General features: G+C 39.9%; 27 protein-coding genes. 1 reads left to right on the top strand and 26 read right to left on the bottom strand.

Features of this window, described 5'->3' with window-relative positions; all coding sequences use genetic code 11:
- Positions 1–58 precede the first annotated feature (58 nt).
- The 9 genes from NZ900_06365 to NZ900_06405 form a co-directional block, all read right to left on the bottom strand.
- Entirely contained in the window at positions 59–1054 is a 996-nt protein-coding gene (locus NZ900_06365; GenBank protein MCS7233713.1) for an AI-2E family transporter, read from the bottom strand.
- Entirely contained in the window at positions 1051–1644 is a 594-nt protein-coding gene (gene tsaB, locus NZ900_06370) for a tRNA (adenosine(37)-N6)-threonylcarbamoyltransferase complex dimerization subunit type 1 TsaB (protein MCS7233714.1), read from the bottom strand. The genes NZ900_06365 and tsaB overlap by 4 nt, the downstream gene beginning before the upstream one ends.
- Entirely contained in the window at positions 1610–2089 is a 480-nt protein-coding gene (gene tsaE / locus NZ900_06375) for a tRNA (adenosine(37)-N6)-threonylcarbamoyltransferase complex ATPase subunit type 1 TsaE (protein MCS7233715.1), read from the bottom strand. The genes tsaB and tsaE overlap by 35 nt, the downstream gene beginning before the upstream one ends.
- Complete coding sequence (locus NZ900_06380; GenBank protein MCS7233716.1) at positions 2086–2322, bottom strand: hypothetical protein; 237 nt, start codon at positions 2320–2322, stop codon at positions 2086–2088. Before NZ900_06380 ends, tsaE begins: the two co-directional genes overlap by 4 nt.
- Complete coding sequence (locus NZ900_06385) at positions 2319–3866, bottom strand: NAD(P)H-hydrate dehydratase (protein ID MCS7233717.1); 1548 nt, start codon at positions 3864–3866, stop codon at positions 2319–2321. Before NZ900_06385 ends, NZ900_06380 begins: the two co-directional genes overlap by 4 nt.
- Complete coding sequence (acpS, locus tag NZ900_06390; protein ID MCS7233718.1) at positions 3847–4209, bottom strand: holo-ACP synthase; 363 nt, start codon at positions 4207–4209, stop codon at positions 3847–3849. Before acpS ends, NZ900_06385 begins: the two co-directional genes overlap by 20 nt.
- 13 nt (positions 4210–4222) lie before the next feature.
- Positions 4223–6001 (bottom strand): aspartate--tRNA ligase, encoded by a 1779-nt coding sequence (gene aspS / locus NZ900_06395; GenBank protein MCS7233719.1) that lies wholly within the window; start codon positions 5999–6001, stop codon positions 4223–4225.
- Positions 5998–7260 (bottom strand): histidine--tRNA ligase, encoded by a 1263-nt coding sequence (hisS, locus tag NZ900_06400; GenBank protein MCS7233720.1) that lies wholly within the window; start codon positions 7258–7260, stop codon positions 5998–6000. Before hisS ends, aspS begins: the two co-directional genes overlap by 4 nt.
- Positions 7261–7369: 109 nt before the next feature.
- A complete protein-coding gene (locus NZ900_06405) occupies positions 7370–7630 on the bottom strand; it encodes a stage V sporulation protein S (protein ID MCS7233721.1) in 261 nt (86 codons plus the stop codon).
- 114 nt (positions 7631–7744) lie between these two features.
- Here NZ900_06405 and NZ900_06410 point away from each other — a divergent pair, with 114 nt between their 5' ends.
- Positions 7745–9439: a mechanosensitive ion channel gene (locus NZ900_06410; GenBank protein ID MCS7233722.1), complete on the top strand. Its 1695-nt coding sequence runs from the start codon at positions 7745–7747 to the stop codon at positions 9437–9439.
- Between the two features lie 4 nt (positions 9440–9443).
- On the opposite strand, the gene NZ900_06415 is transcribed toward NZ900_06410, so the two are convergent.
- The 17 genes from NZ900_06415 to NZ900_06495 all read right to left on the bottom strand — a co-directional run.
- The gene (locus NZ900_06415; protein MCS7233723.1) at positions 9444–10373 is read right to left on the bottom strand and encodes a 2-dehydropantoate 2-reductase; all 930 of its coding nucleotides are present in this window, start codon (positions 10371–10373) and stop codon (positions 9444–9446) included.
- Positions 10370–11221, bottom strand: a complete 852-nt coding sequence (gene panB, locus NZ900_06420) for a 3-methyl-2-oxobutanoate hydroxymethyltransferase (protein ID MCS7233724.1) — start codon at positions 11219–11221, stop codon at positions 10370–10372. The genes NZ900_06415 and panB overlap by 4 nt, the downstream gene beginning before the upstream one ends.
- A 32-nt stretch (positions 11222–11253) precedes the next feature.
- The gene (locus NZ900_06425; GenBank protein MCS7233725.1) at positions 11254–11871 is read right to left on the bottom strand and encodes a hypothetical protein; all 618 of its coding nucleotides are present in this window, start codon (positions 11869–11871) and stop codon (positions 11254–11256) included.
- The gene (locus NZ900_06430) at positions 11865–12758 is read right to left on the bottom strand and encodes a bifunctional riboflavin kinase/FAD synthetase (protein ID MCS7233726.1); all 894 of its coding nucleotides are present in this window, start codon (positions 12756–12758) and stop codon (positions 11865–11867) included. The genes NZ900_06425 and NZ900_06430 overlap by 7 nt, the downstream gene beginning before the upstream one ends.
- Entirely contained in the window at positions 12755–13618 is an 864-nt protein-coding gene (gene truB, locus NZ900_06435) for a tRNA pseudouridine(55) synthase TruB (GenBank protein ID MCS7233727.1), read from the bottom strand. The genes NZ900_06430 and truB overlap by 4 nt, the downstream gene beginning before the upstream one ends.
- On the bottom strand, positions 13606–14592 hold the full coding sequence (locus NZ900_06440) for a bifunctional oligoribonuclease/PAP phosphatase NrnA (protein ID MCS7233728.1): 987 nt from the start codon (positions 14590–14592) through the stop codon (positions 13606–13608). Before NZ900_06440 ends, truB begins: the two co-directional genes overlap by 13 nt.
- On the bottom strand, positions 14540–14935 hold the full coding sequence (gene rbfA / locus NZ900_06445; protein MCS7233729.1) for a 30S ribosome-binding factor RbfA: 396 nt from the start codon (positions 14933–14935) through the stop codon (positions 14540–14542). The genes NZ900_06440 and rbfA overlap by 53 nt, the downstream gene beginning before the upstream one ends.
- A 24-nt stretch (positions 14936–14959) precedes the next feature.
- Positions 14960–15241 (bottom strand): DUF503 domain-containing protein, encoded by a 282-nt coding sequence (locus NZ900_06450; GenBank protein ID MCS7233730.1) that lies wholly within the window; start codon positions 15239–15241, stop codon positions 14960–14962.
- A gap of 11 nt (positions 15242–15252) precedes the next feature.
- Positions 15253–16983, bottom strand: a complete 1731-nt coding sequence (infB, locus tag NZ900_06455; protein MCS7233731.1) for a translation initiation factor IF-2 — start codon at positions 16981–16983, stop codon at positions 15253–15255.
- A complete protein-coding gene (locus NZ900_06460) occupies positions 16886–17299 on the bottom strand; it encodes a L7Ae/L30e/S12e/Gadd45 family ribosomal protein (GenBank protein MCS7233732.1) in 414 nt (137 codons plus the stop codon). The genes infB and NZ900_06460 overlap by 98 nt, the downstream gene beginning before the upstream one ends.
- Positions 17259–17570 (bottom strand): YlxR family protein, encoded by a 312-nt coding sequence (locus tag NZ900_06465; protein MCS7233733.1) that lies wholly within the window; start codon positions 17568–17570, stop codon positions 17259–17261. The genes NZ900_06460 and NZ900_06465 overlap by 41 nt, the downstream gene beginning before the upstream one ends.
- Entirely contained in the window at positions 17560–18612 is a 1053-nt protein-coding gene (nusA, locus tag NZ900_06470; protein MCS7233734.1) for a transcription termination factor NusA, read from the bottom strand. The genes NZ900_06465 and nusA overlap by 11 nt, the downstream gene beginning before the upstream one ends.
- The gene (locus NZ900_06475) at positions 18605–19108 is read right to left on the bottom strand and encodes a ribosome maturation factor RimP (GenBank protein ID MCS7233735.1); all 504 of its coding nucleotides are present in this window, start codon (positions 19106–19108) and stop codon (positions 18605–18607) included. The genes nusA and NZ900_06475 overlap by 8 nt, the downstream gene beginning before the upstream one ends.
- Before the next feature lie 105 nt (positions 19109–19213).
- Entirely contained in the window at positions 19214–20221 is a 1008-nt protein-coding gene (locus NZ900_06480) for a M48 family metalloprotease (GenBank protein ID MCS7233736.1), read from the bottom strand.
- A complete protein-coding gene (locus NZ900_06485) occupies positions 20218–20697 on the bottom strand; it encodes a flagellar protein FlgN (protein ID MCS7233737.1) in 480 nt (159 codons plus the stop codon). The genes NZ900_06480 and NZ900_06485 overlap by 4 nt, the downstream gene beginning before the upstream one ends.
- A complete protein-coding gene (fliS, locus tag NZ900_06490) occupies positions 20687–21112 on the bottom strand; it encodes a flagellar export chaperone FliS (protein MCS7233738.1) in 426 nt (141 codons plus the stop codon). Before fliS ends, NZ900_06485 begins: the two co-directional genes overlap by 11 nt.
- Positions 21113–21141: 29 nt before the next feature.
- Positions 21142–21783: hypothetical protein (locus NZ900_06495; GenBank protein MCS7233739.1), on the bottom strand; the 642-nt coding region annotated here is incomplete at its 5' end.

A 21783-nucleotide genomic window follows, 5' to 3' on the forward strand; every position in this document is an offset into this window, starting at 1 on the left:
CTTTTTCCTATGACATTTTATCAAAAACAGACAGATAAAGCAATTTAAGTTAAATAACTTACTTTAAGTTTAGTACAGGTGAGAGGAACCTTATCCAGAAGACTCTGAAAACTATACCGCAAGGAACCGCTATTAAAGCTCCAAGGATATCAAGAGCCGAACTAAATAGCATTATGAGGAAAATTATCGCAACCGGATTTATCCTTATATATCCTCCCATTAGTCTAAGAAATATGAGAAAAGCCGAAATATGTATTATAAACACCCCTATTCCCAAAATTATGCTTGCCTTTAATCCCAAGGAAAAGGTCATCAAAAATAAAGGAATAAGCTCCAAAAATACCCCTACAATAGGAATGTAGTTTGTTACAAATCCCCAAAAACTAAGAAGAATAATGTACTTTGATCCTAAATACCATAGAAGTAATCCCAAAGAAACTCCGACGAACAATGCAACTATGGAAATAGAGAATATATACTGTCTCAACTGAATATATACATCCCTTAAGAATAAAGAGGCTTCCTTACGACAGCTTTTTGGAAAAAGATAGGGTATTCCCTTTCTAAGCTGTTTAAAGTTATACATCAAGTATACAGAACCTAAAATCACATAAAATAAGAAGGTCAAAAGTTGAGGAGTCACTCTCGTAACCGTGGAAATAATGCTTTCAAGAAGCTTGAGCAATCTTGGTTCAAATAGGCTAAAAAGCTGACTTAACCTAACTGCCAAAGTAGGAGGAAGAAGTTCCTCCCATTCCTTCTTTTCAAAAAACCTTGCAGCCATCTCATAGAAAGTTGCGGTTTCTCTCACAAGCGATGGTATCAAGAAAATAAGAAGTAAAGTTAAAGATAAAAAAAATAGAAGAAGAGTAACACCGTTTGATATGGCTTGACTTAACCTAAGTTTTCTACTTAAAAAAACCGAGAGCGGTTCAAGAATCATAACTATAGCAATAGCAGTCAAAAACGTACCAAATACAAATGGAAATACAAAAGCCAGGAGCATAACCAACAAAGCGTAAAGAATGAAGAGTCTGATCAGCGTTTTATTCAACATGGCTGACCCCCTTTAATGTATATAGGGGATATAATAAAAGGATCGTCACTACCATTCTTTTCAAATAAAAATTTTGCTAATAGAGCAACACCCTTCAACATTAAGAACGTATAATTATTCCACGATTCATCTAAAAAAAGTATCCCATCCTTTTTAAAAGCTTCCATAGTTCCTAAAATTATATCTGAAAGCTTTTCTGGCGGAATCCCTCCCTTAAATAGCGCTCCCACATACTGATTTTTCCTCACCTTTATCGTTGGAAGTACCGTTTCTCCTTTAAAGTTAGAGGCAAGGGCGTCCAAAGACGGAACTCCTTTAATGGGCTTAGACAAAGCATAAGACATACTTTTAGCCACAGCTAAACCGACTCTCACGCCAGTAAATGAGCCAGGACCTAATGCCACGGCTATCAGATCTATATCTTCAAGCCTTTTCCTAGACTCCTCCAAAACCCTTTGAATATAAATAGGAAGATAGATAATATGCTTTCTTTCCTCTGGGAAAGGAAGATAAAAGATAGGAATTCCCTCTTCAAATACTCCAACTCCTCCTCTAAAGCAAGAGGTGTCTATCGCCAAAATAAGCATCTTTTTTAATCTCCTCTCTTATGCACTCTGATATTTTCTCTTCCCCACAGATTTCAATTATTCTATCGTTACCCTTAATAATATCTAACTTTATAGATATAGAGGGTTTCAACAGATCTCCTAATCTATCAGCCCACTCTACTATTATCACTCCCTCTCCTAAAAATTCATCTAAGCCGATATCCGGTAGCTCTCTTTTTTCCAATCTATAAAGATCAACATGATAAATATTAAATTTCCTACCCTTATAATGGCTCACCAAAACAAAACTTGAGCTTCTGAGCCTCCTTTCAACACCAGCCCCTTCAGCTATTCCCCTCGCTAAAACAGTTTTACCAACTCCAAGACCACCAATAAGAAAAATAACCTCTTCACCTTGCAGGCAAGAGGCTATCAATTTTCCAACTCTTTCAGTTTCTTTTTCAGAAAAAGTGAGGATTTTCATCTCCTTCTCCTAAGAAAAGATAAAACTAACAATATGATCCACCCACCCATTAAAGCCAATAAAACCTTAAGTGGACTAGTTATATCTACATTCGGATTCAGCCTCTTCGCCAAAAGTAGCATGAGGGTAACAAAAACCAAAGTAATGATGTAAATTTTCACGTTCCTTCTATAAATCCTATCTAACCTCTCCTTTTCCTCTTCTAACCTAGCTTTCCTCTTTTCCCACCTCAAGCTGAACACACCTCTTTAATGGCCTCGGGAAGAAAATCAAGCAAATCCGAGGCTATAAGAGATAGCTCTCCTTTTTTGGAAGCCACTATATCACCGCTCAATCCATGAAGAAAAACCCCTACACAACTTGCTTCCGTAAGACCTAATCCCTGAGCTATTAACCCTCCTATCATCCCTGTTAAGACATCTCCTGTTCCACCGGTAGCCATTCCCGGATTCCCCGTAGGGTTAACATAGATCTTTCCATCTGGAGAAGATATGACGGTCCTTGCTCCTTTCAAAACTACTACCACACCTGTTTCAGAGGAAAAGCTTTCTGCAACCTCAAGCCTATTTTCCTGAACATAAGAGGTGCTTTTACCTATAAGACGAGCCATCTCCCCAGGATGAGGAGTTATAACGACCTTACCCTTACAAGCCTTTAGTAACTCCACATTATCCGCTAAGCAGTTTAAGCCATCCGCATCTATTACTATCGGCTTATTAATCTCCTCAATTAGCTTATGGACAAAAAGCTTAGTAGGAGGTGACGTTCCTATCCCAGGACCAAGCACTATTACATCACACTTCTCTATATGCTCTTTAAGGTCTAAAAAAGACCTTATATCAAAAGCTCCATCACTATCCGAAACAGGTATTTTAATTACCTCCGTAAGTTTAGTCTCTAAAATATCATTTAAACTTTCAGGAGTAGCTAGATAAACTAAACCAGCCCCTATTCTAAGAGCTCCAAGAGAGGTTAAAGCTGCTGCACCAGTAAAACCTCGGGAGCCCGCTATTACAAGAACTCTTCCAAAGTCACCTTTGTGAGATTGTGGATCCCTTTTAAGAGGCAACAGTTCCCTTACATAAGGGATGGTTAATAACTCCCTCTTTATATTGAATTCCTTTTCCCAAACCCAGGATGGAACGCTTATATCGACGACAAATATCTGCCCACTATAATAGGCTCCAGGATAAACCCAAAGTCCAAGTTTAGGTAAGCACATCGTAAAAGTCCAATTAGCTCTAATACAAGGACCATAAACCCTCCCTGATGAAGCCTCTAAACCTGATGGAAGATCTATAGCAACTATAGGTTTACCCGCAAGATTAACCTCTTTTATAACCTCTGCAAAGAAGCCTTTTACCTCTCCTCTTACACCTGTCCCTAAAAGGGCATCTACGACTATATCACTCCAATCCAAAAGCATTCTAAGTTCGTCTATAGATCCTATCTCGAGAAGGCACACTCCTATATTTTTAGCAATTTCAAAATTGATTAGCGCATCTCCCTTTATCTCAGATGAAGGAGAGCAAAGGGCAACCTTCACTTCTCCTCCTAAATTAAATATATGTCTTGCTACTACAAAACCATCCCCAGCGTTGTTCCCCTTACCCGCAACTATTAGAATTCTCTTTTCCAATAAATTAGGTATAACCTCTCGCATTCCTATAACCGTCTTAAGTCCAGCATTTTCCATTAATATAATGCCAGGAATACCAAGCTTTTCAATCGCATATCTATCTATCTCTCTCATTTCCTCAGCAGTTACCAGTTTCATTTTTACCTACCCCCTCTAAAATGAGAAAGGCAAGAGCGTAATCCCCATCATGTGATAATGAAAGATGTATATGTTTTAGGCCTTTCTCCTCAACAAGCGCTTTTGTCCTTCCGCTTAAAACCATACAGGGCTTTCCGTTCTCCTCTCTTAAAACTTCTATATCTTTCCAACTTAAAAGCTTACCGAAAGCTTTAATAAATGCTTCCTTAGCAGCGAAGTTTACAGCAATGCTCTCTAACCTTCCCTCCAAGAACATATCTCGCTCCCTCGAAGTAAAGATTCTTTCCAAAACCCTTCTATTCAATTTCTTGAATCTACTTATTCTAACGATATCAACACCTATTCCCAGTATCAGTTTAAAGCTTCACCTCTATATGAAGCTCTTTAAGCTGCTTCTCTGTAACAGGAGAAGGAGCCCCGGTCATCAAACAGATAGCCTTTTGAGTCTTAGGAAAGGCTATAACCTCTCTAATGCTGTTTTCACCAGCAAGAAGCATTACTAGTCTATCAAAACCGAAGGCTATCCCACCGTGAGGCGGTGCACCATAAGAAAGGGCCTCCAAGAGAAAACCAAACTTCTCCTTTGCCTCTTCCTCTCCTATATTTAAAAGCTTAAAGATCTTAGACTGAAGCTCAGCATTATGTATTCTTATGCTTCCTCCTCCAAGTTCAATGCCGTTTAGCACCATATCATAGGCCCTTGCCCTAACCTTTAATGGTTCCGAATCAAGAAGATAAATATCCTCCTCCTTAGGCGAAGTAAATGGATGATGAACAGCTTCATATCTTTTTTCTTCTTCGTTCCATTGAAGAAGAGGAAAGTCCACAACCCAAAGAAACTTATATCCCTGAAGCCTTATACCAAGCTTCTCAGGAAGGGCAAGCCTAACTCTCCCCATATATTCAGCAAGTTTTTCCTCGTTCTCATCAGCCCCTACTAAAACCACATCCCCAGTTTCCACAGATAAGGCTTTCTTAAACAACATCAACTCGCTTTCATCTAAAAACTTAGCCAATGGAGATCTTACACCATCAGAAGCAAAAACAAACCATGCAAGCCCTTTAGCACCAAAAGCCCTTGCTAACTCTACAAGCTCGTCCAGATCCTTACGAGAAAGCTTCTGACCTTCAGGAACCCTTATAGCTCTAATCTTCCCGCCTTTATCTATAATCTCTCTAAATATTTTTACTTTTGTATCCTTAAAAACACATGTCACATCGCTTATCTCTAAGCCGAACCTTAAATCAGGCTTATCTGAACCATATTTAAGCATTGCCTCACTATAAGGCATTCTCAAAAAAGGTCTTTCGATCTCCACATTTATCAATTCTTTAAACAAACCAGTTATCATTCTCTCACTTATATCAAAAATATCTTCTTCACTCGGAAAACTCATTTCCATATCTATCTGAGTAAACTCTGGCTGCCTATCAGCCCTCAAGTCCTCATCTCTAAAGCATCTTACTATTTGAAAATACCTATCGAAACCAGCTATCATAAATATCTGCTTAAAAAGCTGAGGAGATTGAGGAAGAGCATAAAAGCAACCAGGGTTAACCCTGCTTGGAACAAGATAATCCCTTGCACCTTCAGGAGTACTTTTAGTCAAAAAAGGAGTCTCTATCTCAAGAAAACCCTGAGAGGATAAAAAGTTTCTAATCCAAAGAGCAGCCTTGTGTCTTAAAATTATATTACTCTGCATCTTAGGTCTCCTTAGGTCAAGATATCTAAACCTTAGCCTAACGTTCTCATCAACATCTATATCATCTGCTATAGAGAAAGAAGGAGTCAAAGAGGTATTTAATATCTTTATCTCCCTACACCACACCTCTATATTACCTGTCTTTAAAGCGGGGTTTTCCGTTCCAGAAGGTCTTCTCTTTACCTCTCCCTTAACAGCTATAACATATTCTGAACGGACCTTTTTGGCCTTTTCATGTGCTTTCGGTTCTATATCTGGACCAAAAACAAGCTGAACTATACCAGTTCTATCTCTTAAATCTATAAACGTTAACCCCCCATGATCTCTCTCTCTATTTACCCAACCCATTAAGGTGACTTCCTTACCTATATCGCCTTCGCTAAGCTCACCACAATAGGAACTTCTTTTCCAGTCCCCTAATAACTCTATCACCTTTTACACCTCCTAAAGTAGGCCAGGATCTCGCCAATAGGAACCTCGTCTTGTTTCCCGCTTTCCATATCTTTTATTTTAACAACTCCTGAAGAAAGCTCATCTTCTCCAAGTATCAAAACCCTTTTCGCCTTTTTCTGGTCCGCAAGTTTCATTTGAGCTTTTATATTTTTATCCATGTAGTCCATGTCAACCGAAAATCCTTCCCTTCTTAGAATATAAAGCAGCTTAAAGGCTTGCTTTTTAGCCTCGTCTCCCAAAGATATCAAAAATAAGTCTATACCCCTTTCTATATCTTTGAGCAATCCCTCTTCCTCTAAAACCATGATAATTCTCTCCAAACCAGCAGCAAAACCTACAGCTGGAACCACAATGCCCCCTACTTCAAAAGCGAGGAGATCGTATCTTCCACCACCACACAGAGCGTTCTGAGCACCTAGTCTATCTGACATTATTTCAAAAGTTGTTCTTGTATAATAATCCAAACCTCTAACAAGATAAGGATTTAAAACATAAGGTAAAGAAAGCAAATCCAATCCTTCCTTCACATCTTCAAAGTGAGATTTACAATCAGCACAAAGATGATCTACCATCTTTGGAGCTCCCTCTACGATAGCTCTACAACTCTCCTTTTTACAGTCAAGAATTCTTAAAACATTAAGTTCATATCTTCTCTGGCAATCCTCACATAAAAGAGAAAGCTTATCAGAAAGGTATTCTTTTAAGACAGCTTTATAAGGCTCTTTACACTTAGGACACCCTATACTATTTATTTGAACCTCTAAGTTCCTAATTCCTAGGGAAAACATTAAATCCCAAGCCAAAGCTATTACCTCAACATCCAATAGAGGATCAGGAGAACCTAAAGCCTCAAAATCCAACTGCCAAAACTGTCTATACCTTCCAGCCTGTGGCCTCTCATACCTAAACATGGGACCAAAAAAGTAAAATTTCTGCGGTTGGGGCTTTTGTTCAAGGTGATGCTCTAAGTAGGCTCTGACTATAGAAGCGGTGGCCTCTGGTCTCAGTGTCAAACTTCTTCCAGCTTTATCCTCAAAAGTATACATTTCCTTCATGACTATATCCGTAGCTTCCCCTATACCTCTAGAAAAAAGCTCTGTATGTTCAAAAATAGGTATAATTATCTCTTTATAGTTATACTTTCTTGCAAGCTCGTAAGCTACGCCCTCTACAAACCTCCACTTTTCCGTTTCCCCAGGAAGTATATCTCTTACACCTCGTGGAGCGGCAATTCCCATGACTTTTCCCCCCTTCGTTCAAAAGCAGAAAAAGAACCTGCTTGCCTATTTAGATAGGCAAGCAGGTTCTGCTCTCAATATTAATAAACCTCCCTGGGCGGGGACCAATTTAACGAGACTCGACCACGAACTTAATTGCCGTCCTTTCCTCTCCTTCAATCTCAACCTTCGTAAAAGCAGGTATGCAAACTATATCGATCCCATTTGGAGCCACGTATCCTCTTGCAATAGCTATTGCCTTCACAGCTTGGTTTACTGCACCCGCCCCAATAGCTTGAAGCTCAGCGCATCCCTTTTCCCTTAATACGGCAGCCAAAGCACCCGCAACCGACTTAGGTCTAGACTGAGCCGAAACTTTTAAAACCTCCATGCACAACCCCTCCTTTTAAAAAGTGCATATTCCCGCCCTTATACTGTAAAAATAATGACACATCTATTTATTTTTGTCAATAGCTCCTAGCTTTGGTGATATAATTTTAATATCATGATAGAAAGTTTGCTTGAAAGGTTAATGCTTATCTCAAACGAGATAAGCCAAAGTTACAATGGATTGATCTCTTTTATCAGCATTACACATTTTTACTTTCTTCTTACATTTTACGGGCTTACCATTATAGGATATGTTTTCTTCCGATTAAAAATTAAACCTATAATATATGAAAAGATTGCCATAAGCAATTTATTATTTCCTTTCATAGCCTCTTTCATTTTCTTAGTTTTACCTGAGCTTATAAATTATAAAAACCCCTTCCTATCAGCTTCTGGCTTTATTTTTCTCGCTTCTGGTGCTCGCAACCTATCCCAGCTAATCATAATGCAGTTAACTTTTAAAAACCTCAAGCTTACCAGACATATCAAGCTCTTTCTAAACTTCGTTATAGTTTCAGGAACGGCACTCCTTCTTATAAAAAGCCTTAATCTAAGCAAAACACTAGAAAGGTTATCCTTCCTTGTATTAAAGCTTGGTATATTCATAATAGCTATTCAAGTGTTGCTCTATAAAGAAGACATTCTCTCCCTCTTACCGGATATAGATGTGGCTTTCTATAAGAAGTTAAAGCTTCTTTTTAGAAGGTTCTACTTCTTATTTTTAATTTTCGTCTCACTTGTGGGCGGCTTCTGGATCACAGGCTATGAGGAAATCTCGATATCGCTTTTCTGGAGGTTTTTAGGGTTAACTAGCTTTATAACTGGACTTTCAATTATTCATCAAGCTATAGCTAAAGCAATAAAACAAAACGAAAATCTGGCCTTTCTATCTAAAGAAGCGTATCTTCTATGGCTATACTTTGAGGTTATTTTAAGCTTTCTTATAATCTCAAAGCTCTTGGGGGTGTATAAGCTACTCTCATCCTGGCTCAACTTACAGCTTATAACTATAGGAGAAACTCCCCTTTACCTTTCACAGCTTATAGAGGCAATACTTATAGGAACCCTCTTCTATCTTTTAGCTTTACTATTACGAAAGTTAATAGAAGTTAAAGGGGACGTGGTCACAGATAGTCCAGAGCTTCGTAAGATAATATCGAAAGCCTCTTTCTATACTATTATATTCATTGGCTTACTTGCCTCTCTAAGAGCACTAGGAGTAGGTCCCTCTATCTTAGCAGTCTTCGCGGGAACACTAGGCATAGGATTAGGGCTTGGGCTTCAGGACTTAGCAAGAAATATAGTAGGAGGGATATTGATATTCATGGAAGGGCATTTCAAATTAAACGACATAATATCCATAGAAATAAACAGTAGCTCACCTATTACAGGGAAAATAACAAAAATTGACTACAGATGCGTAACCTTGAAAACTTTCGATAATACTGAGGTTATAGTTCCCTCTTCCCTCCTGGCTTCTAACATGGTCATGAACTGGACCAAATCAGACCCCATTGTTAGAAGAAAAATCACCCTTGGAGTATCTTACAATTCAGACCCAAGACATGTAGAAAGGGTTATATTTGAAGAGGTTAAAAAACACCCCGATGTGCTTCCAGATCCTGAACCAATGGTCCTATTCCGAGAGATTGGAGAAAACTCTCTTATATTCGATATCTACTTTTGGGTAGATCAAAATAAAGCAAATCCTTTAAAGGTAAATTCCGATTTAAACTTCAATATATGGTACAGATTTAAAGAAGAGGGGATAGAGATACCCTATCCCCAGATTGACATTCATCTAAAATGATGACTTACAGCTCACCGCTAATACCGCTCTCCATGAACTTAATTAAAAGCGTTATCGCTTCATTCGCACCAACCGAAATGCCGTACTTCTTACCTCGTGAAACTACCTCACCATTTATGGCATCTATCTCCGTCCTTCTTTTATTTAATATATCCTGAAGCATAGAAGATCTGTTCCTCGCGGTCCTTCTTGCCACTTCAAGAACCACATTTTTCATCTCTTCTGTATCAAAACTGTACCCTTCCGCTTTAGCAACCAGACACGCTTCCTCTACAAGAAGCTCACTTAAAGCTTTAAGATTTGGATCTTCTGGAATCCTCCCGTTCAACACCTTTGCTATAGCTGTTATTGGATTTATACCAACGTTTATGATCAGCTTTCGCCAAACGTTTCTCAATGGATCATCAACAAGAATAGGAGCAAGACCTGCTTTTTCAAAAAGATCCCTAATTTCGATAACCTTCTCCTCATTCACCTGCCCAAAGGGACCAAACGTGGTTTCTCCCCTTCCAGCATACCTAACCTTTCCAGGGCCTAATAGAGTCGCTCCAGCGGTCGTAGTCCCACATAACACCCTATCTTTGCCAACTATTGAAGCTATCTTTTCTGCATTGCCCAACCCATTTTGAAGAGTTAAAAAAAGGGTATCCATACCGACAAGAGGTAAGGAAAACTTAACAGCTTCTTCAGTAACATAGGACTTAACAAAAATTATCACTAAATCTACTTCTCCCACGTTTTGAGGATTAGTAAAAGCCCTAACTTTAAAGATTCTCTCCGTGCCATCTAACCACTCTACCTTAAGACCTTCCTCGTTTATCCTCTTGACATGTTCCTCCCATACATCTATCAAGTTAACCTCTGCCACCTGAGATAAGCAAGCACCGTAAACGCTTCCCATAGCTCCAGCGCCTACTACAGCTATCCTCTTCATGAGCCAAGATACTCCTCCTTAAGGGTTCTTAAAACATCTTCATTCATAGAAAAGCTATGCTCAGATGTTGGAAAAGCTCCCCCTTTAACCTCATCACGATATTCCACAAGAGCTTTAAGTATAATTTCATAAAGATTTACATAAGACTTGACAAACTTCGGTCTAAAGCGCTTGAACAATCCCAAAAGATCGTGAAGAACAAGAACTTGACCATCGCAGTTAGGTCCAGCTCCGATACCTATAGTCGGAACCGACACCTTTTTGGTTATTATCTCAGCGAGACCTGAAGGGACACACTCAAGAACTATCGAGAAAACACCAGCTTGCTCCAAAGCTATAGCATCCTCAATTATCTTCCTAGCAGAATCGATGTCTTTCCCTTGAACCTTAAATCCACCAAGAAGACTCACGCTTTGAGGTGTCAGACCTATATGCCCCATAACAGGTATGCCTGCTTTAACTATAGCTTCCACCTTATCAGCGACCCTCACTCCTCCTTCAAGCTTAACAGCATCAACCCCTCCCTCTTTCATTATCCTTCCAGCGTTTTTAACAGCCTCTTGTGGGCTTATTTCATAGCTTAAGAAGGGCATATCTCCAACTACAAAGACAGTGCTATTGCCTCTCATAACACATTTACAATGATAAATTATCTCCTCTAAAGTTACAGGAACGGTAGATTCATGTCCTTGAACAACCATTCCAAGAGAGTCTCCAACAAGAATAATATCTATTTCCGCTTCATTAACTATTTGAGTCATCGGATAATCATAGGAAGTTATCATCGTTATCTTCTCGCCCTTTCTCTTCTTCTCAAAGAGATCTGGTATGGTTACTTTTTTACGCAAGCCTATCACCCCCATAGAAACATTATACCAAATTAAAATATAGAAGCTAAAGCATTTTTAAGACTATTTTCTATTAAAAAGATAAGCCCATTCAGAGAAATACATGGATCGGCTTCCTTAATAGAAGTTAGAAATTCGACATGATCTCTTCCCTTTCTATAATCCGGTTCACGAGGAGGATGCTTTAAACTTCCGCTAATAAGCTCTAAATCCAAACTATAGATGAGGGAAAGCTGGTATAAAATCAAATCCTTTGAAGAGTAAAGAGAAACTCCCCCTATCTTCCTATCCCCGTAAGCGATATCTCCCCAACCCCTTTCCTCAACATCTCTTAATCCAGCTTTCCTTAAGGCAGAAATAACAGCATCATTGATAAAACTTATCCATTCTCGAGGAAAGATATCCTTTTTTGAGGTTTTTCTCAATGCCACACTAATTACAATAGTTCCAGGATATAAAACAACGCTACAGCCTCCTCCTAGCCTTCTCTTTATAGGAAGGCAAGAGCTTTCTTTAACCTCCTCTTCTTCTTTCGAAAACCTTCCTAAAACTATAAAAGCTGAAGATGGTATCCATATACGAAATGCCCATCGCGCTCCCATATATATGCTTTTTAAAAGAAACCCATCAACGTAATCACTAATTACCATACTTTTCCTCTGTAATGGCTCTTTATCCAGTTAATGTCTCTCTCGATTTGCGCTTTTAACTCTTCAAGACCTTGAAACTTTCTCTCTCCTCGCACTCTACATAGTATCTCAACTTTAATTCTTTCTCCATATATGTCTCCATTAAAATCCATGATGTGAACCTCCACTCTCTTCTCCATCGAAACTCCAGAAACTGTAGGCCTTGTACCAATATTCATAGCGGAAAGATATCTTTTACCTCTTACCTCAGAAAAAACGGCATATACACCATCAGCTGGTATAAGCTTCTCCGAAGGCATCAAAAGATTAGCAGTAGGGAAACCTATCTTTCTTCCGAGAGCATCTCCTTCTACAACCGTCCCTGTAAAAAAGTAATTTCTTCCTAGGAGAATTGCCCCCTCTTCAACTCTACCACTTCTTATAAGATCCCTTATTATCGTACTTGATACTATTCTACCCATGACAACCTTCGGCGGAATTACCTCTACAACGATCTTTCTCTCCTCTGCGAGCCTCTTTAAGAGACCTGCCGTTCCCCTTCCTCCCCTCCCAAAGGTAAAGTTAAAGCCTACAGAAATAAATTTAGCATTAAGATTAGTCACTAAAACGTCTTCAAAAAACTCCTCTGGAGCCATTGAAGCAAGCCTTACATCAAAGGGAAGCTCTATAATTTCATCTACCCCCAGCTGAAGAAGCAGTTCTTTCTTCTCTTCATCAGTAGTAAGAAGCTTAAAATCTTCTCCTTTAAAAAACCTCTCAGGATGTGGAGAAAAGGTCAAAACGGAAACTTTTAAATCACTCTCTCTACCCCAAGATAAAGCTCTCTCTATAACCTCTATATGTCCCAAGTGAACCCCATCAAAGGCTCCTATAGCTAAGGACCTCACAGCTTAAACACCCTTATAGGCCTTAAAAGACCTTCTTCGCTTTGAGCTATAGCTATTAAAGTTCCTGTATAAAAGATTCCTACCAATCCCCCATAATCCTCGCTGGCTTCTATATTCATACCGTTCAAAAGCTTTCGAGCTTCTTCCTTAGAAACCTCCTTAATAGGCATTATCATCCTCACAGCCTCTTCGTTACTCAACATAGCCTGAAGGAGCTTTTCCCTATTCCATGGTGTAGAAGCACCTTCAACGCTAAACGGCCCTATCTTGGTTCGTTTCAAGGAGTATAAGAAAGCTCCGCACCCTAAGGTATCCCCTATATCTTCTATCAGCTTCCGAACATAGGTTCCCTTAGAACATCTCAATCTAAAAGAAAACTTTGGAAAATCTCCAATTTCAAAAGAAAGCACCTCAAACTCGTATATATAAATCTCTCTTGGCTCTACCTCGATACCATCTAAGCCCTCTCTCGCATACTCATAAAGCCTCTTTCCGCCTATCTTAATAGCAGAATAAAGCGGAGGAACCTGTTTCATCCTTCCCTTAAAACCATTGATTACCTCTAAGAGAGCATCGAGATTAACCTTTTGAGTATTAACTTCTAAGACTGTTCCTCCCCTGTCTCCCGTGCTGGTTTTCACTCCCAAAATGGCTTCTCCAATATACTCTTTATCAAGCTGAAGCAAAAAAGGAACGAGTTTAGTAGCAGAATTTAAGCACACAAGAAGCAAACCTTCAGCATGAGGGTCTAGCGTTCCTGTATGACCAGCCTTCTTCACACCAAGGGCACTCTTAACCTCTTCAAGGCAGTCAGTGGAGGTAATAAGAAGGGGTTTATAAACTTTAACTACTCCTTCCATTGATATATCTCTTTTATAGCTTCAAAAATAAGCCTCCTCGCTCCATCAAGGTCAGCATCCAAGGTACACGCCGCAGCCATATCATGTCCTCCTCCACCAAAGCAAGAAGCAATAAACCTCACCTTTACATTTTCATCATTAGAGCGTAAACTTGCTCTTACTCTCCCGTCCATCATCTCTCTAAATAGGATAACCATCTTAACTCCCTCAGCCATTCTAAGAAAGTGAATAAATCCCTCAGACTCTATAGCATCGAAACCGTTCTCTCTAAGCTTACCCTCAGAAAGCGAGCTCCAAATAACCTTGCCATCGAAAGCGAGCTGTGCCCTTTCTAAAACCTCTCCTATAGCCTTAAGAAGCTTAAAGGGCTTATTCTCATAAAGATGCCGTGTTATCTTTACCTTATCAGCACCCCTTGAAAGTAAATCGGCAACTATCCTGTGGGTCCTAGGAGATGTGGAATTGTAACTAAACCTTCCGCTGTCAGTAACTATAGCGACATATATAGCGTCAGCTACCTCTGGGGTTATCAGGTTTTCCTCCTCTATTAAAACCTCGTAAACAAGCTCCCCTGTCGCAGAAGCGGAGGGATCTATAAGATTTATGTTTCCGTAAAGCCTATTATCGATGTGATGATCTATATTTATTATATAACCCCCTAAGCTACTTAAATCAAAACCGTTCCAAATCCGTTCAGGATTAGCTGTATCAAGAAAAATATATAAGTCGAAATCCTTTAATATAGAACTATCAATCCTTTTAATTCTCTGACTACCTGAAAGGAATCCATAAAGCTTCGGGAGACCATCAGGAGAAAACATCTCTACCCTTTTCCCAAGCCTCTCTATACCTAAGCCCATAGCCAATAAACTTCCAATGGCATCTCCATCAGGCCTCTCATGAGATATAACAGATACACTATTAGCTTGCTTTATCCTCTCCATTATCTCCTTCGTCGTCATTCTCTTTTCCATCTTTTCTCGACACCTCAGACAAAATCCTCTCTATGTGAAAGCTATAATCTATTGACCTATCTTCCTTAAATACTATCTCAGGAACTATCCTAAGCCTTAACTCCCTACCTAACTCTCTTCTTATAAAACCTTTGGCGCTCTGGAGACCATCCATAACTTCAACCGGATCTGGAACACCATATATGCTAACGTAAACCCAAGCCCATCTTAAATCTTTAGAAACCTCAACCTTAGTTATACTAACCCCCTTAACCCTGGGATCCTTCAAATCCCTTGATATAAACTCACCAATAAACCTTTTTATCTCCTGTTCAACACGCTTTAGCCTAAATACCTGACTCATCTTCTATCCCTTCTTTCACGGTTCCTATAAGATTTCGATTGACCAGTTTTCAATCCATATGTTACCTTCCTTTTCAATAAAGGACAGAACATTGTTAAGAGCATTATCAAGAAAGGCCTTCTCGTTTCCAACCATCGCTATTCCCAAGACGCACTCTTTCCACTTATCGTTTTCCCCAACCTCTGCAACAGAAACATTAAAGGTATTTCTTAACCTCGCTATTATCCTTTGAATACAGGCTCTTTTCTCCTTAAGGGTCTTAGCGGAAAAGAGCCTAAGCTGAACCTCAAGTATGCCAACAAACATATCTATTTAACTTAAAGAGTGGTTCTCCTTACCTCTCTTACCTCAAAGGCCTCTATTATATCTCCCACCTCAAAATCAGAAAAGCCATCTATCCCTATACCACATTCGTAGTCCTTCGCTACCTCCTTAACATCATCTTTAAACCTTTTAAGGGAGGAAATCTTCCCTTCGTAAATAACCGATTCCTTCCTCTTAACTCTAACATTAGCATTTCTAACAATAGTGCCATCCAAAACATAACAACCTGCTACTTTACCACCTCTAACCTTGAAAATCGCCCTTACCTCGGCCTTACCTAAGAAGACCTCTTCATACTTAGGTTTAAGCATACCTATCATTGCAGCCTTTATATCCTCTTCTACGTCATAAATTATCTGGTAAAGTCTTATCTGTATACCTTCTTTTTCAGCCTCCTGCTTAGCATTAGGTTCAACCTTAACATTAAAGCCTATTATTATAGCCTCAGAAGCAGAGGCAAGCATAACATCGTTTTCATTGATATTACCTATGCCTCCGTGAATACACTTAACCTTAATCTCCTCGGTGGAAAGCCTCTCCAGAATAGGTACCAAGGCATCAAGCTCCCCTTGAGCATTGGTCTTTATAACCAATCTAAGCTCCTTAGCCTCCTCTTCCTTGGCCTGCTTAAGAAACTCTTCCAAGGTAATCTTTCTCGGCCTTGTAGAAAGCCTCTTCTCCCTAAGCTCCTCGAAATAGGCCTCCACCGCCTCCTTAGCTTCCTTTTCACTCGCAACAACCCTGAAGCTATCACCGGCCTCGGGAAGGGAATTTAGACCTATTATTTCCACAGGCATAGAGGGACCAGCTTCATTTACCTGCCTTCCCTTGTCATCAAGCATCGCCCTAACTCTACCATAAGCAGTTTTAGTTAATATAACATCTCCTCTTCTTAATACTCCCTTTTTAACTATAGCGCTTGCAACCGGTCCTTTTCCCTTATCAAGCCTTGATTCCAAGATATACCCTTCCGCAGGAACGTTAATCTCAGCCTTAAGCTCTAGATATTCAGCCAAAAAAATTATCATATCTAGAAGCTCCTCTACTCCCATACCCTTCTTAGCGGACACCTCAACGCAAATTGTATCTCCGCCCCATTCCTCAGGAATCAATCCAATTTCAGAAAGCTCCTTTTTAGTCTTCTCCACATTAGCACTAGGCTTATCTATCTTATTTATAGCCACTACTATAGGAACACCAGCTGCTCTTGCATGATTAACAGCCTCTATCGTTTGAGGCTTAACCCCATCATCAGCAGCAACAACAAGGACAGCTATATCTGTAACCTGAGCTCCCCTAGCTCTCATCTTAGTAAACGCCTCGTGCCCAGGTGTGTCTATAAAAACTATCTTTTTGCCTCCTCGCTCTACGACAGAAGCTCCTATCTTTTGGGTTATTCCTCCAGCCTCTTTCTCAGCAACATTGGTTTTCCTTATAGTATCAAGAAGCGTAGTTTTACCATGATCAACATGTCCCATAACTGTAACCACAGGAGGTCTTGGCTCAAAAATTATAGGCTTCTCTTCCTTTTTCACAATCTCTTGAACGCCAGAAATCTCTTCCTTCTTCTCTTCAACTATCTCTTCCATCCTTTTCCTTTCCTCAAGCAGCTCCTCTTCTATGATCTTAGCCACCTCTGTATCTATCGTGCTCATATGAGTTTTTACCTCCACACCAAGGTCCTTCAGTCTGTCCATAAGCTCCTTTGTAGAAAGGCCGATCATCTTCGCTAACTCGTAGACCCTTATTTTGCTCAAAGTCTATCACCCCCTGAGCCATCCTCGAATCCGTCAAACCGAGGACGCTACAACTTTCCCTTCCTACAACCCTCCCCATATCCTCTTTAGAGTTAACCCAAATAACTCCGATTTTCGACTCTTCAGAAAACCTTATCATCTCCTCTCTAACCGCTCTTCCTGCATCCTTAGCAAGAATAATAAGGCAAACCTTACCTCTCTTTAAGGCCGCAAGTGTCGCTTTCCTTCCTATAGTAAGCTTATTAGCCTTTCGGGCAAAGCCCACTAGGGTCTTCCAATCCATCTCTCCTCTTAGCAATCAGTCTTTCAACTTCTTCTATTATAGATCTATCTAACTCATTTATCTTCAAGCTTCTCTGAATCGCCTTCTTTTTCAAAGCTTTTCCAACGCAATCGGAATTAAAACAGACATAAACACCCCTACCGCTTTTCTTCCCAGAAACATCAAGGGAGATACCCCCATCAACTGTCCTAACTATTCTTAGCATTTCACCTTTCGGTTTTTTCTCTCCACAACCAACACAGGTCCTGATCGGGACATGCTTAGCCCTCATAGACCTTAAGCTCCTCCTCAAACGGCTTTATATCTATTCTCCAACCCGTCAACCTAGCAACAAGACGAGCATTTTGCCCTTCTCTTCCTATAGCTAAGGAAAGCTGTTCTGGAGGAACCCATATCCTCGCTCCCTTTTCCTCTCCTTCTATTCTTTCAATTTTAATGACTTTTGCCGGACTTAATGCATTGGCTATAAAAATCAAAGGATCAGAACTCCAAACCACTATATCTATTCTCTCACCAGAGAGCTCTCTACTTATCGCTTGAACCCTCGCCCCTTTAGCTCCAACACATGCACCTATGGGATCAACATTTGGATCGTTTGACCACACGGCCACCTTAGATCTCGCTCCAGGTTCCCTAACAACAGCTTTTATATCAACAACTCCATCATGAACCTCCGGAATCTCAAGCTCAAAAAGCCTCTTTAACAAACCCGGATGAGTTCGAGAGACCACTATTTTAGGCCCCTTTGTGGTCTTCCTCACTTCGAGAACATAAAACTTAAAGGCCCTGCCAGGATCATATTCCTCAGTGGGAATCTGCTCCTGAAGAGGCAATATAGCTTCTGTCTTACCAAGATTAATCATAACTTGAGCCTTATCCTTTCTGTATATGGTGCCCGTAACTATATCCCCAACTTTTCCCCTAAACTCCTCATATACTACCTCTCTTTCAACTTCCTTCAGTCTCTGAACAATAACCTGCTTAGCAGTTTGAGCCGCTATCCTTCCAAAATCGTGAGGCGTTACCTCTATTCTAACCACAGACCCCTCAATAGGGCTCTCCCCATGCTCAACTGCTTCATCTATAGAAATCTCTAAACGAGGATCTTTAACCTCTTTAACTACTCTCTTTAAAGCAAAAACTTTTATTTCTCCATCGGTAGGATCTATATCAATTTCGATATTATGAGAGCTACCGAAATGTTTTTTGTAAGCAGATACTAAAGCTGCCTTAAGCATATCAAAAAGAATATTCTTACTGATACCTTTCTCCTTCTCTATCTGTTTTATCACTCTTATAAGCTCCTTACCCACGTTCTCCTTTCCTCCCTTTTTTCGCTTCCACACTCCAATCCTTAACCACAAGTTTAGCTTTGTTTATATTCTCAAAAGCTATCTCTACATCTCCTGAGTCGGTTTCTATGACAACGCTAGTATTCCCTGCGGCCTTTATCTTTCCAGTAAAGTTTCTTCTTCCCTCTATAAAAACGTTTGTATTAATTTTAACGATCTCTCCCTTAAAGCGCTCATAATCTTTCATCTTAAATAGAGGCCTTTCTATGCCTGGAGAGGAAACCTCAAGAAAATATCTCCCCTCTATAAGGTCTATCCTATCTAATATGGGATCTATAGCCTTACTAACACGTTCACAATCTTTAAGAGATACCCCCATAGGTGAATCTATATAAACTCTAAGGACCCTTCTCCCGCTTTCAGTGACCAACTCCACACCTAAAAGCTCGACTCCCTCCCTTTCAACGACACTTTGAATTTCCTCCTCAATCCTTCTAGCTAGACCCTTTAGATCCATGATCTATATCACTCCCTTAAAAACAAAAGAGCGGGGCTTTCCCCACTCTTTTGCAAATCTACACTTAAAGTATAACACCTTAATCCTATTTTTGCAAGAGAGGGACTAAAAAGGCATATATTTTATCCTAAAATCTAATAGTATTTTAACCAACTTATCTTTAACTGCCCTTAGCTCCTCATCTGAGCCCTTCTTTATTAAAATTCCATCTACCGTAAGCTTCCCCTCCTCAACCCTTATCTGAAAGGGCTCAAGATCCACCTTAAAGGCTTTATCAAGCTTAGATGCAAAATCGCTAGCCTCCTCCTTCGAGGAAGCCTTATAAAGAAGAACATCTTCAGCATATACGCTTAATCCATCCTCCCCGACCTTTATAGGTACGTAATTTGCGGCTTTCCTTCTATCTATTTCTATGCCCTTATCCTTTAGACACTTGTGTATATATACCGCTCTATCCTTTAACTCGGGATGACTCATCATTATACCGTAGTCTCTTGGAGGCTTAGTAAGAGAAAGAGCATAAAGTCTCTCGATAATCGTTAAAGCAGAAACTGGATTATAACCAGCTTTAAGTAAGAGCTCTATTGACCTGAGGTCCGCTTCTTCCTCATACTCTCTGCTATATTTGTTTAAGACAGCCGTCTGTATCAAGTTCGGTAGCAGTACTCCAGCGGTCGTCCTAGTAAGCAAAGCTACAGCAAGAGAATACACCGTCATCCTCTGTGCTGCAGCTACTTGCTTTAAGGCATGCCTATATTCTATGTGAGCTATCTCGTGAGCTATAACAGCAGCCAGCTCTGAATCGGTTCTCACGAAGTTAAGCATTCCAGAAAAAACATATATATAACCGCCTGGAATAGAGAAAGCATTAATATCTTTCTTAGCTATGACCTTAAATTTATAATCTATGTCTTTACGGCTAGAATGACGAGCTAATGAGTAGCCAACAGACTCAACGCGGGAAACTTCAACAGGGTTCTTAACAAGGGGGAATTCCTTCTCCACTTCCTTAGCTATATTATCCCCCATTTTAACCTCATCAACTGTTGCACCGAAAGCAGAATTAAACCAGAGAAAAACAACAGAAACAAGGATTAAAAATACCCTTCTCATTTGCGCTGGTCTATAAATCTTGGCTCTTGAACCTTAGAGGAGTTATAATATTCAGCTATCGCTCTTTTCCCCTCCCGAAGGCCTTTTAAAGCCTCTTTTACCTTCTCGATCTCCAAAGAGAGCTTCTCCCTCGACCTGTTCTCCACCTCAAGAATCCTTAAAACTTTGCCTTTTATAAGGTCTAAAATCTCCTCCACCTTCTCCCTGATATCCTTAGAGAGAAAATCCAAAAGCCTTGCCCTATCTTGAGAACGCTCCACAACGCCAGAAAGACCGCTTTGGACTTCCTCAAGCTCCTCGTTTAATTTATCCTGCTCAGATATAATAGTTTGTTTCCTGCTTATAACCCTAAGCAATCCCTCTATATCAGACTCCTCTATCCTTTTTTCCTGCTCATTTACTAAGCTCTCAAGCATATTATAAAGCTCGAGCTCCTTTTCAAGTATCTCAATTATTCGTCTTTCCTTATCCTGCAATATTAAATCCCCCTTTCAGGGGCTTAGGCGAAGTTTCTTCAGCCTTTCCCTCTCTCATCTTCTTAATCGCCATATCCCAAGCATCTCTAAGATCCTGAAGCATCTTTAACACTTCATCAACTGGCTTAACATCCTTATTCACATTAGCCTCGACCAAGCGATAGTGCATATATTCATAAAGCCTAAATAGATTCATGGCGATTTCCCCCACCTCCATGTTAAGCGAAACCATAAGCTCAATTATTATATCCTGTGTTTTTATAAGAAAAGTATGAGCTTCCGGTATGTTTTTATCTTCTATCGCCTTTTTAGCCTTCTTCAGAAAATTTATAGCGCCATCGTATAGCATTAAAAGAAGCTGTTCCGGTTTTGCAGTCTGGACCTGAGTTTGTTTATACTGCTCATAAACGTTCATAATGACACCTTCCCATTTATTTATCGGCCCTAAAACCTCTCCTCCTTAAGCCTTCTAGATAACAAAGTCAATAACTCCTCAAGCTTTCGAGCAACTATCTCATATGTTTCCTTACCCTTTCCATAAGGATCCGGAATCTCATAAGACTCCAATTTTTCTCCAAGCTTACGCAACTGAAAGATTTTAGAAGATAACTGATCCTCCACTCGAGCCAATATTATACTCATCTCTCTCTCAATATCATTCATTTCTCTCTTAAGCTCCTCATACCTTCTCTTAAGAATCTCGAGTCTATCTTTCTCAAAGCTCAGTAACCTTTCCTTTTCCCTCTCAAGAGCGTCTAAAGCCCTTTCATACTCGGCTATATCTCTTGATATCTCGGGAAAAACAAATTCGCTTAAAAGGAAGGTCTTTCCTTTTGCCTGTGGGAATCTCTCTAAAAGCTCTCTCTTTTGAGTAAGACTCATCGTCAAAATTAGATCTGCCTCGTTAACGTCCTTTTCCGTCAAACTTCTTGCCCTATGTAAGCTAATGTCTATACCCCTTTCACGCATAACCTCTTGGGCCCATCGAGATGCTTCCATACCATCGATAGCGCTTAAACCGGCAGATTTAACCTCTATACTATCCGAGGAAAGCATACGCTTTAACATCGCTTCAGCCATAGGACT

The sequence above is a fragment of the Synergistota bacterium genome (assembly GCA_025060595.1).
GTDB lineage: Bacteria > Synergistota > GBS-1 > GBS-1 > GBS-1 > 42-11.

What these genes read in the sequence shown, in the direction of transcription:
- tsaB (MCS7233714.1), bottom strand. Translation starts at nt 1,644, where the DNA reads ATGCTTATTTTGGCGATAGACACCTCTTGCTTTAGAGGAGGAGTTGGA.
- tsaE (MCS7233715.1), bottom strand. Translation starts at nt 2,089, where the DNA reads ATGAAAATCCTCACTTTTTCTGAAAAAGAAACTGAAAGAGTTGGAAAA.
- NZ900_06385 (MCS7233717.1), bottom strand. Translation starts at nt 3,866, where the DNA reads ATGAAACTGGTAACTGCTGAGGAAATGAGAGAGATAGATAGATATGCG.
- hisS (MCS7233720.1), bottom strand. Translation starts at nt 7,260, where the DNA reads ATGGGAATTGCCGCTCCACGAGGTGTAAGAGATATACTTCCTGGGGAA.
- NZ900_06405 (MCS7233721.1), bottom strand. Translation starts at nt 7,630, where the DNA reads ATGGAGGTTTTAAAAGTTTCGGCTCAGTCTAGACCTAAGTCGGTTGCG.
- NZ900_06410 (MCS7233722.1), top strand. Translation starts at nt 7,745, where the DNA reads ATGATAGAAAGTTTGCTTGAAAGGTTAATGCTTATCTCAAACGAGATA.
- NZ900_06415 (MCS7233723.1), bottom strand. Translation starts at nt 10,373, where the DNA reads ATGAAGAGGATAGCTGTAGTAGGCGCTGGAGCTATGGGAAGCGTTTAC.
- NZ900_06425 (MCS7233725.1), bottom strand. Translation starts at nt 11,871, where the DNA reads ATGGTAATTAGTGATTACGTTGATGGGTTTCTTTTAAAAAGCATATAT.
- truB (MCS7233727.1), bottom strand. Translation starts at nt 13,618, where the DNA reads ATGGAAGGAGTAGTTAAAGTTTATAAACCCCTTCTTATTACCTCCACT.
- NZ900_06440 (MCS7233728.1), bottom strand. Translation starts at nt 14,592, where the DNA reads ATGGAAAAGAGAATGACGACGAAGGAGATAATGGAGAGGATAAAGCAA.
- rbfA (MCS7233729.1), bottom strand. Translation starts at nt 14,935, where the DNA reads ATGAGTCAGGTATTTAGGCTAAAGCGTGTTGAACAGGAGATAAAAAGG.
- NZ900_06450 (MCS7233730.1), bottom strand. Translation starts at nt 15,241, where the DNA reads ATGTTTGTTGGCATACTTGAGGTTCAGCTTAGGCTCTTTTCCGCTAAG.
- infB (MCS7233731.1), bottom strand. Translation starts at nt 16,983, where the DNA reads ATGATCGGCCTTTCTACAAAGGAGCTTATGGACAGACTGAAGGACCTT.
- NZ900_06460 (MCS7233732.1), bottom strand. Translation starts at nt 17,299, where the DNA reads ATGGATTGGAAGACCCTAGTGGGCTTTGCCCGAAAGGCTAATAAGCTT.
- NZ900_06465 (MCS7233733.1), bottom strand. Translation starts at nt 17,570, where the DNA reads ATGAGGGCTAAGCATGTCCCGATCAGGACCTGTGTTGGTTGTGGAGAG.
- NZ900_06475 (MCS7233735.1), bottom strand. Translation starts at nt 19,108, where the DNA reads ATGGATCTAAAGGGTCTAGCTAGAAGGATTGAGGAGGAAATTCAAAGT.
- NZ900_06480 (MCS7233736.1), bottom strand. Translation starts at nt 20,221, where the DNA reads ATGAGAAGGGTATTTTTAATCCTTGTTTCTGTTGTTTTTCTCTGGTTT.
- fliS (MCS7233738.1), bottom strand. Translation starts at nt 21,112, where the DNA reads ATGAACGTTTATGAGCAGTATAAACAAACTCAGGTCCAGACTGCAAAA.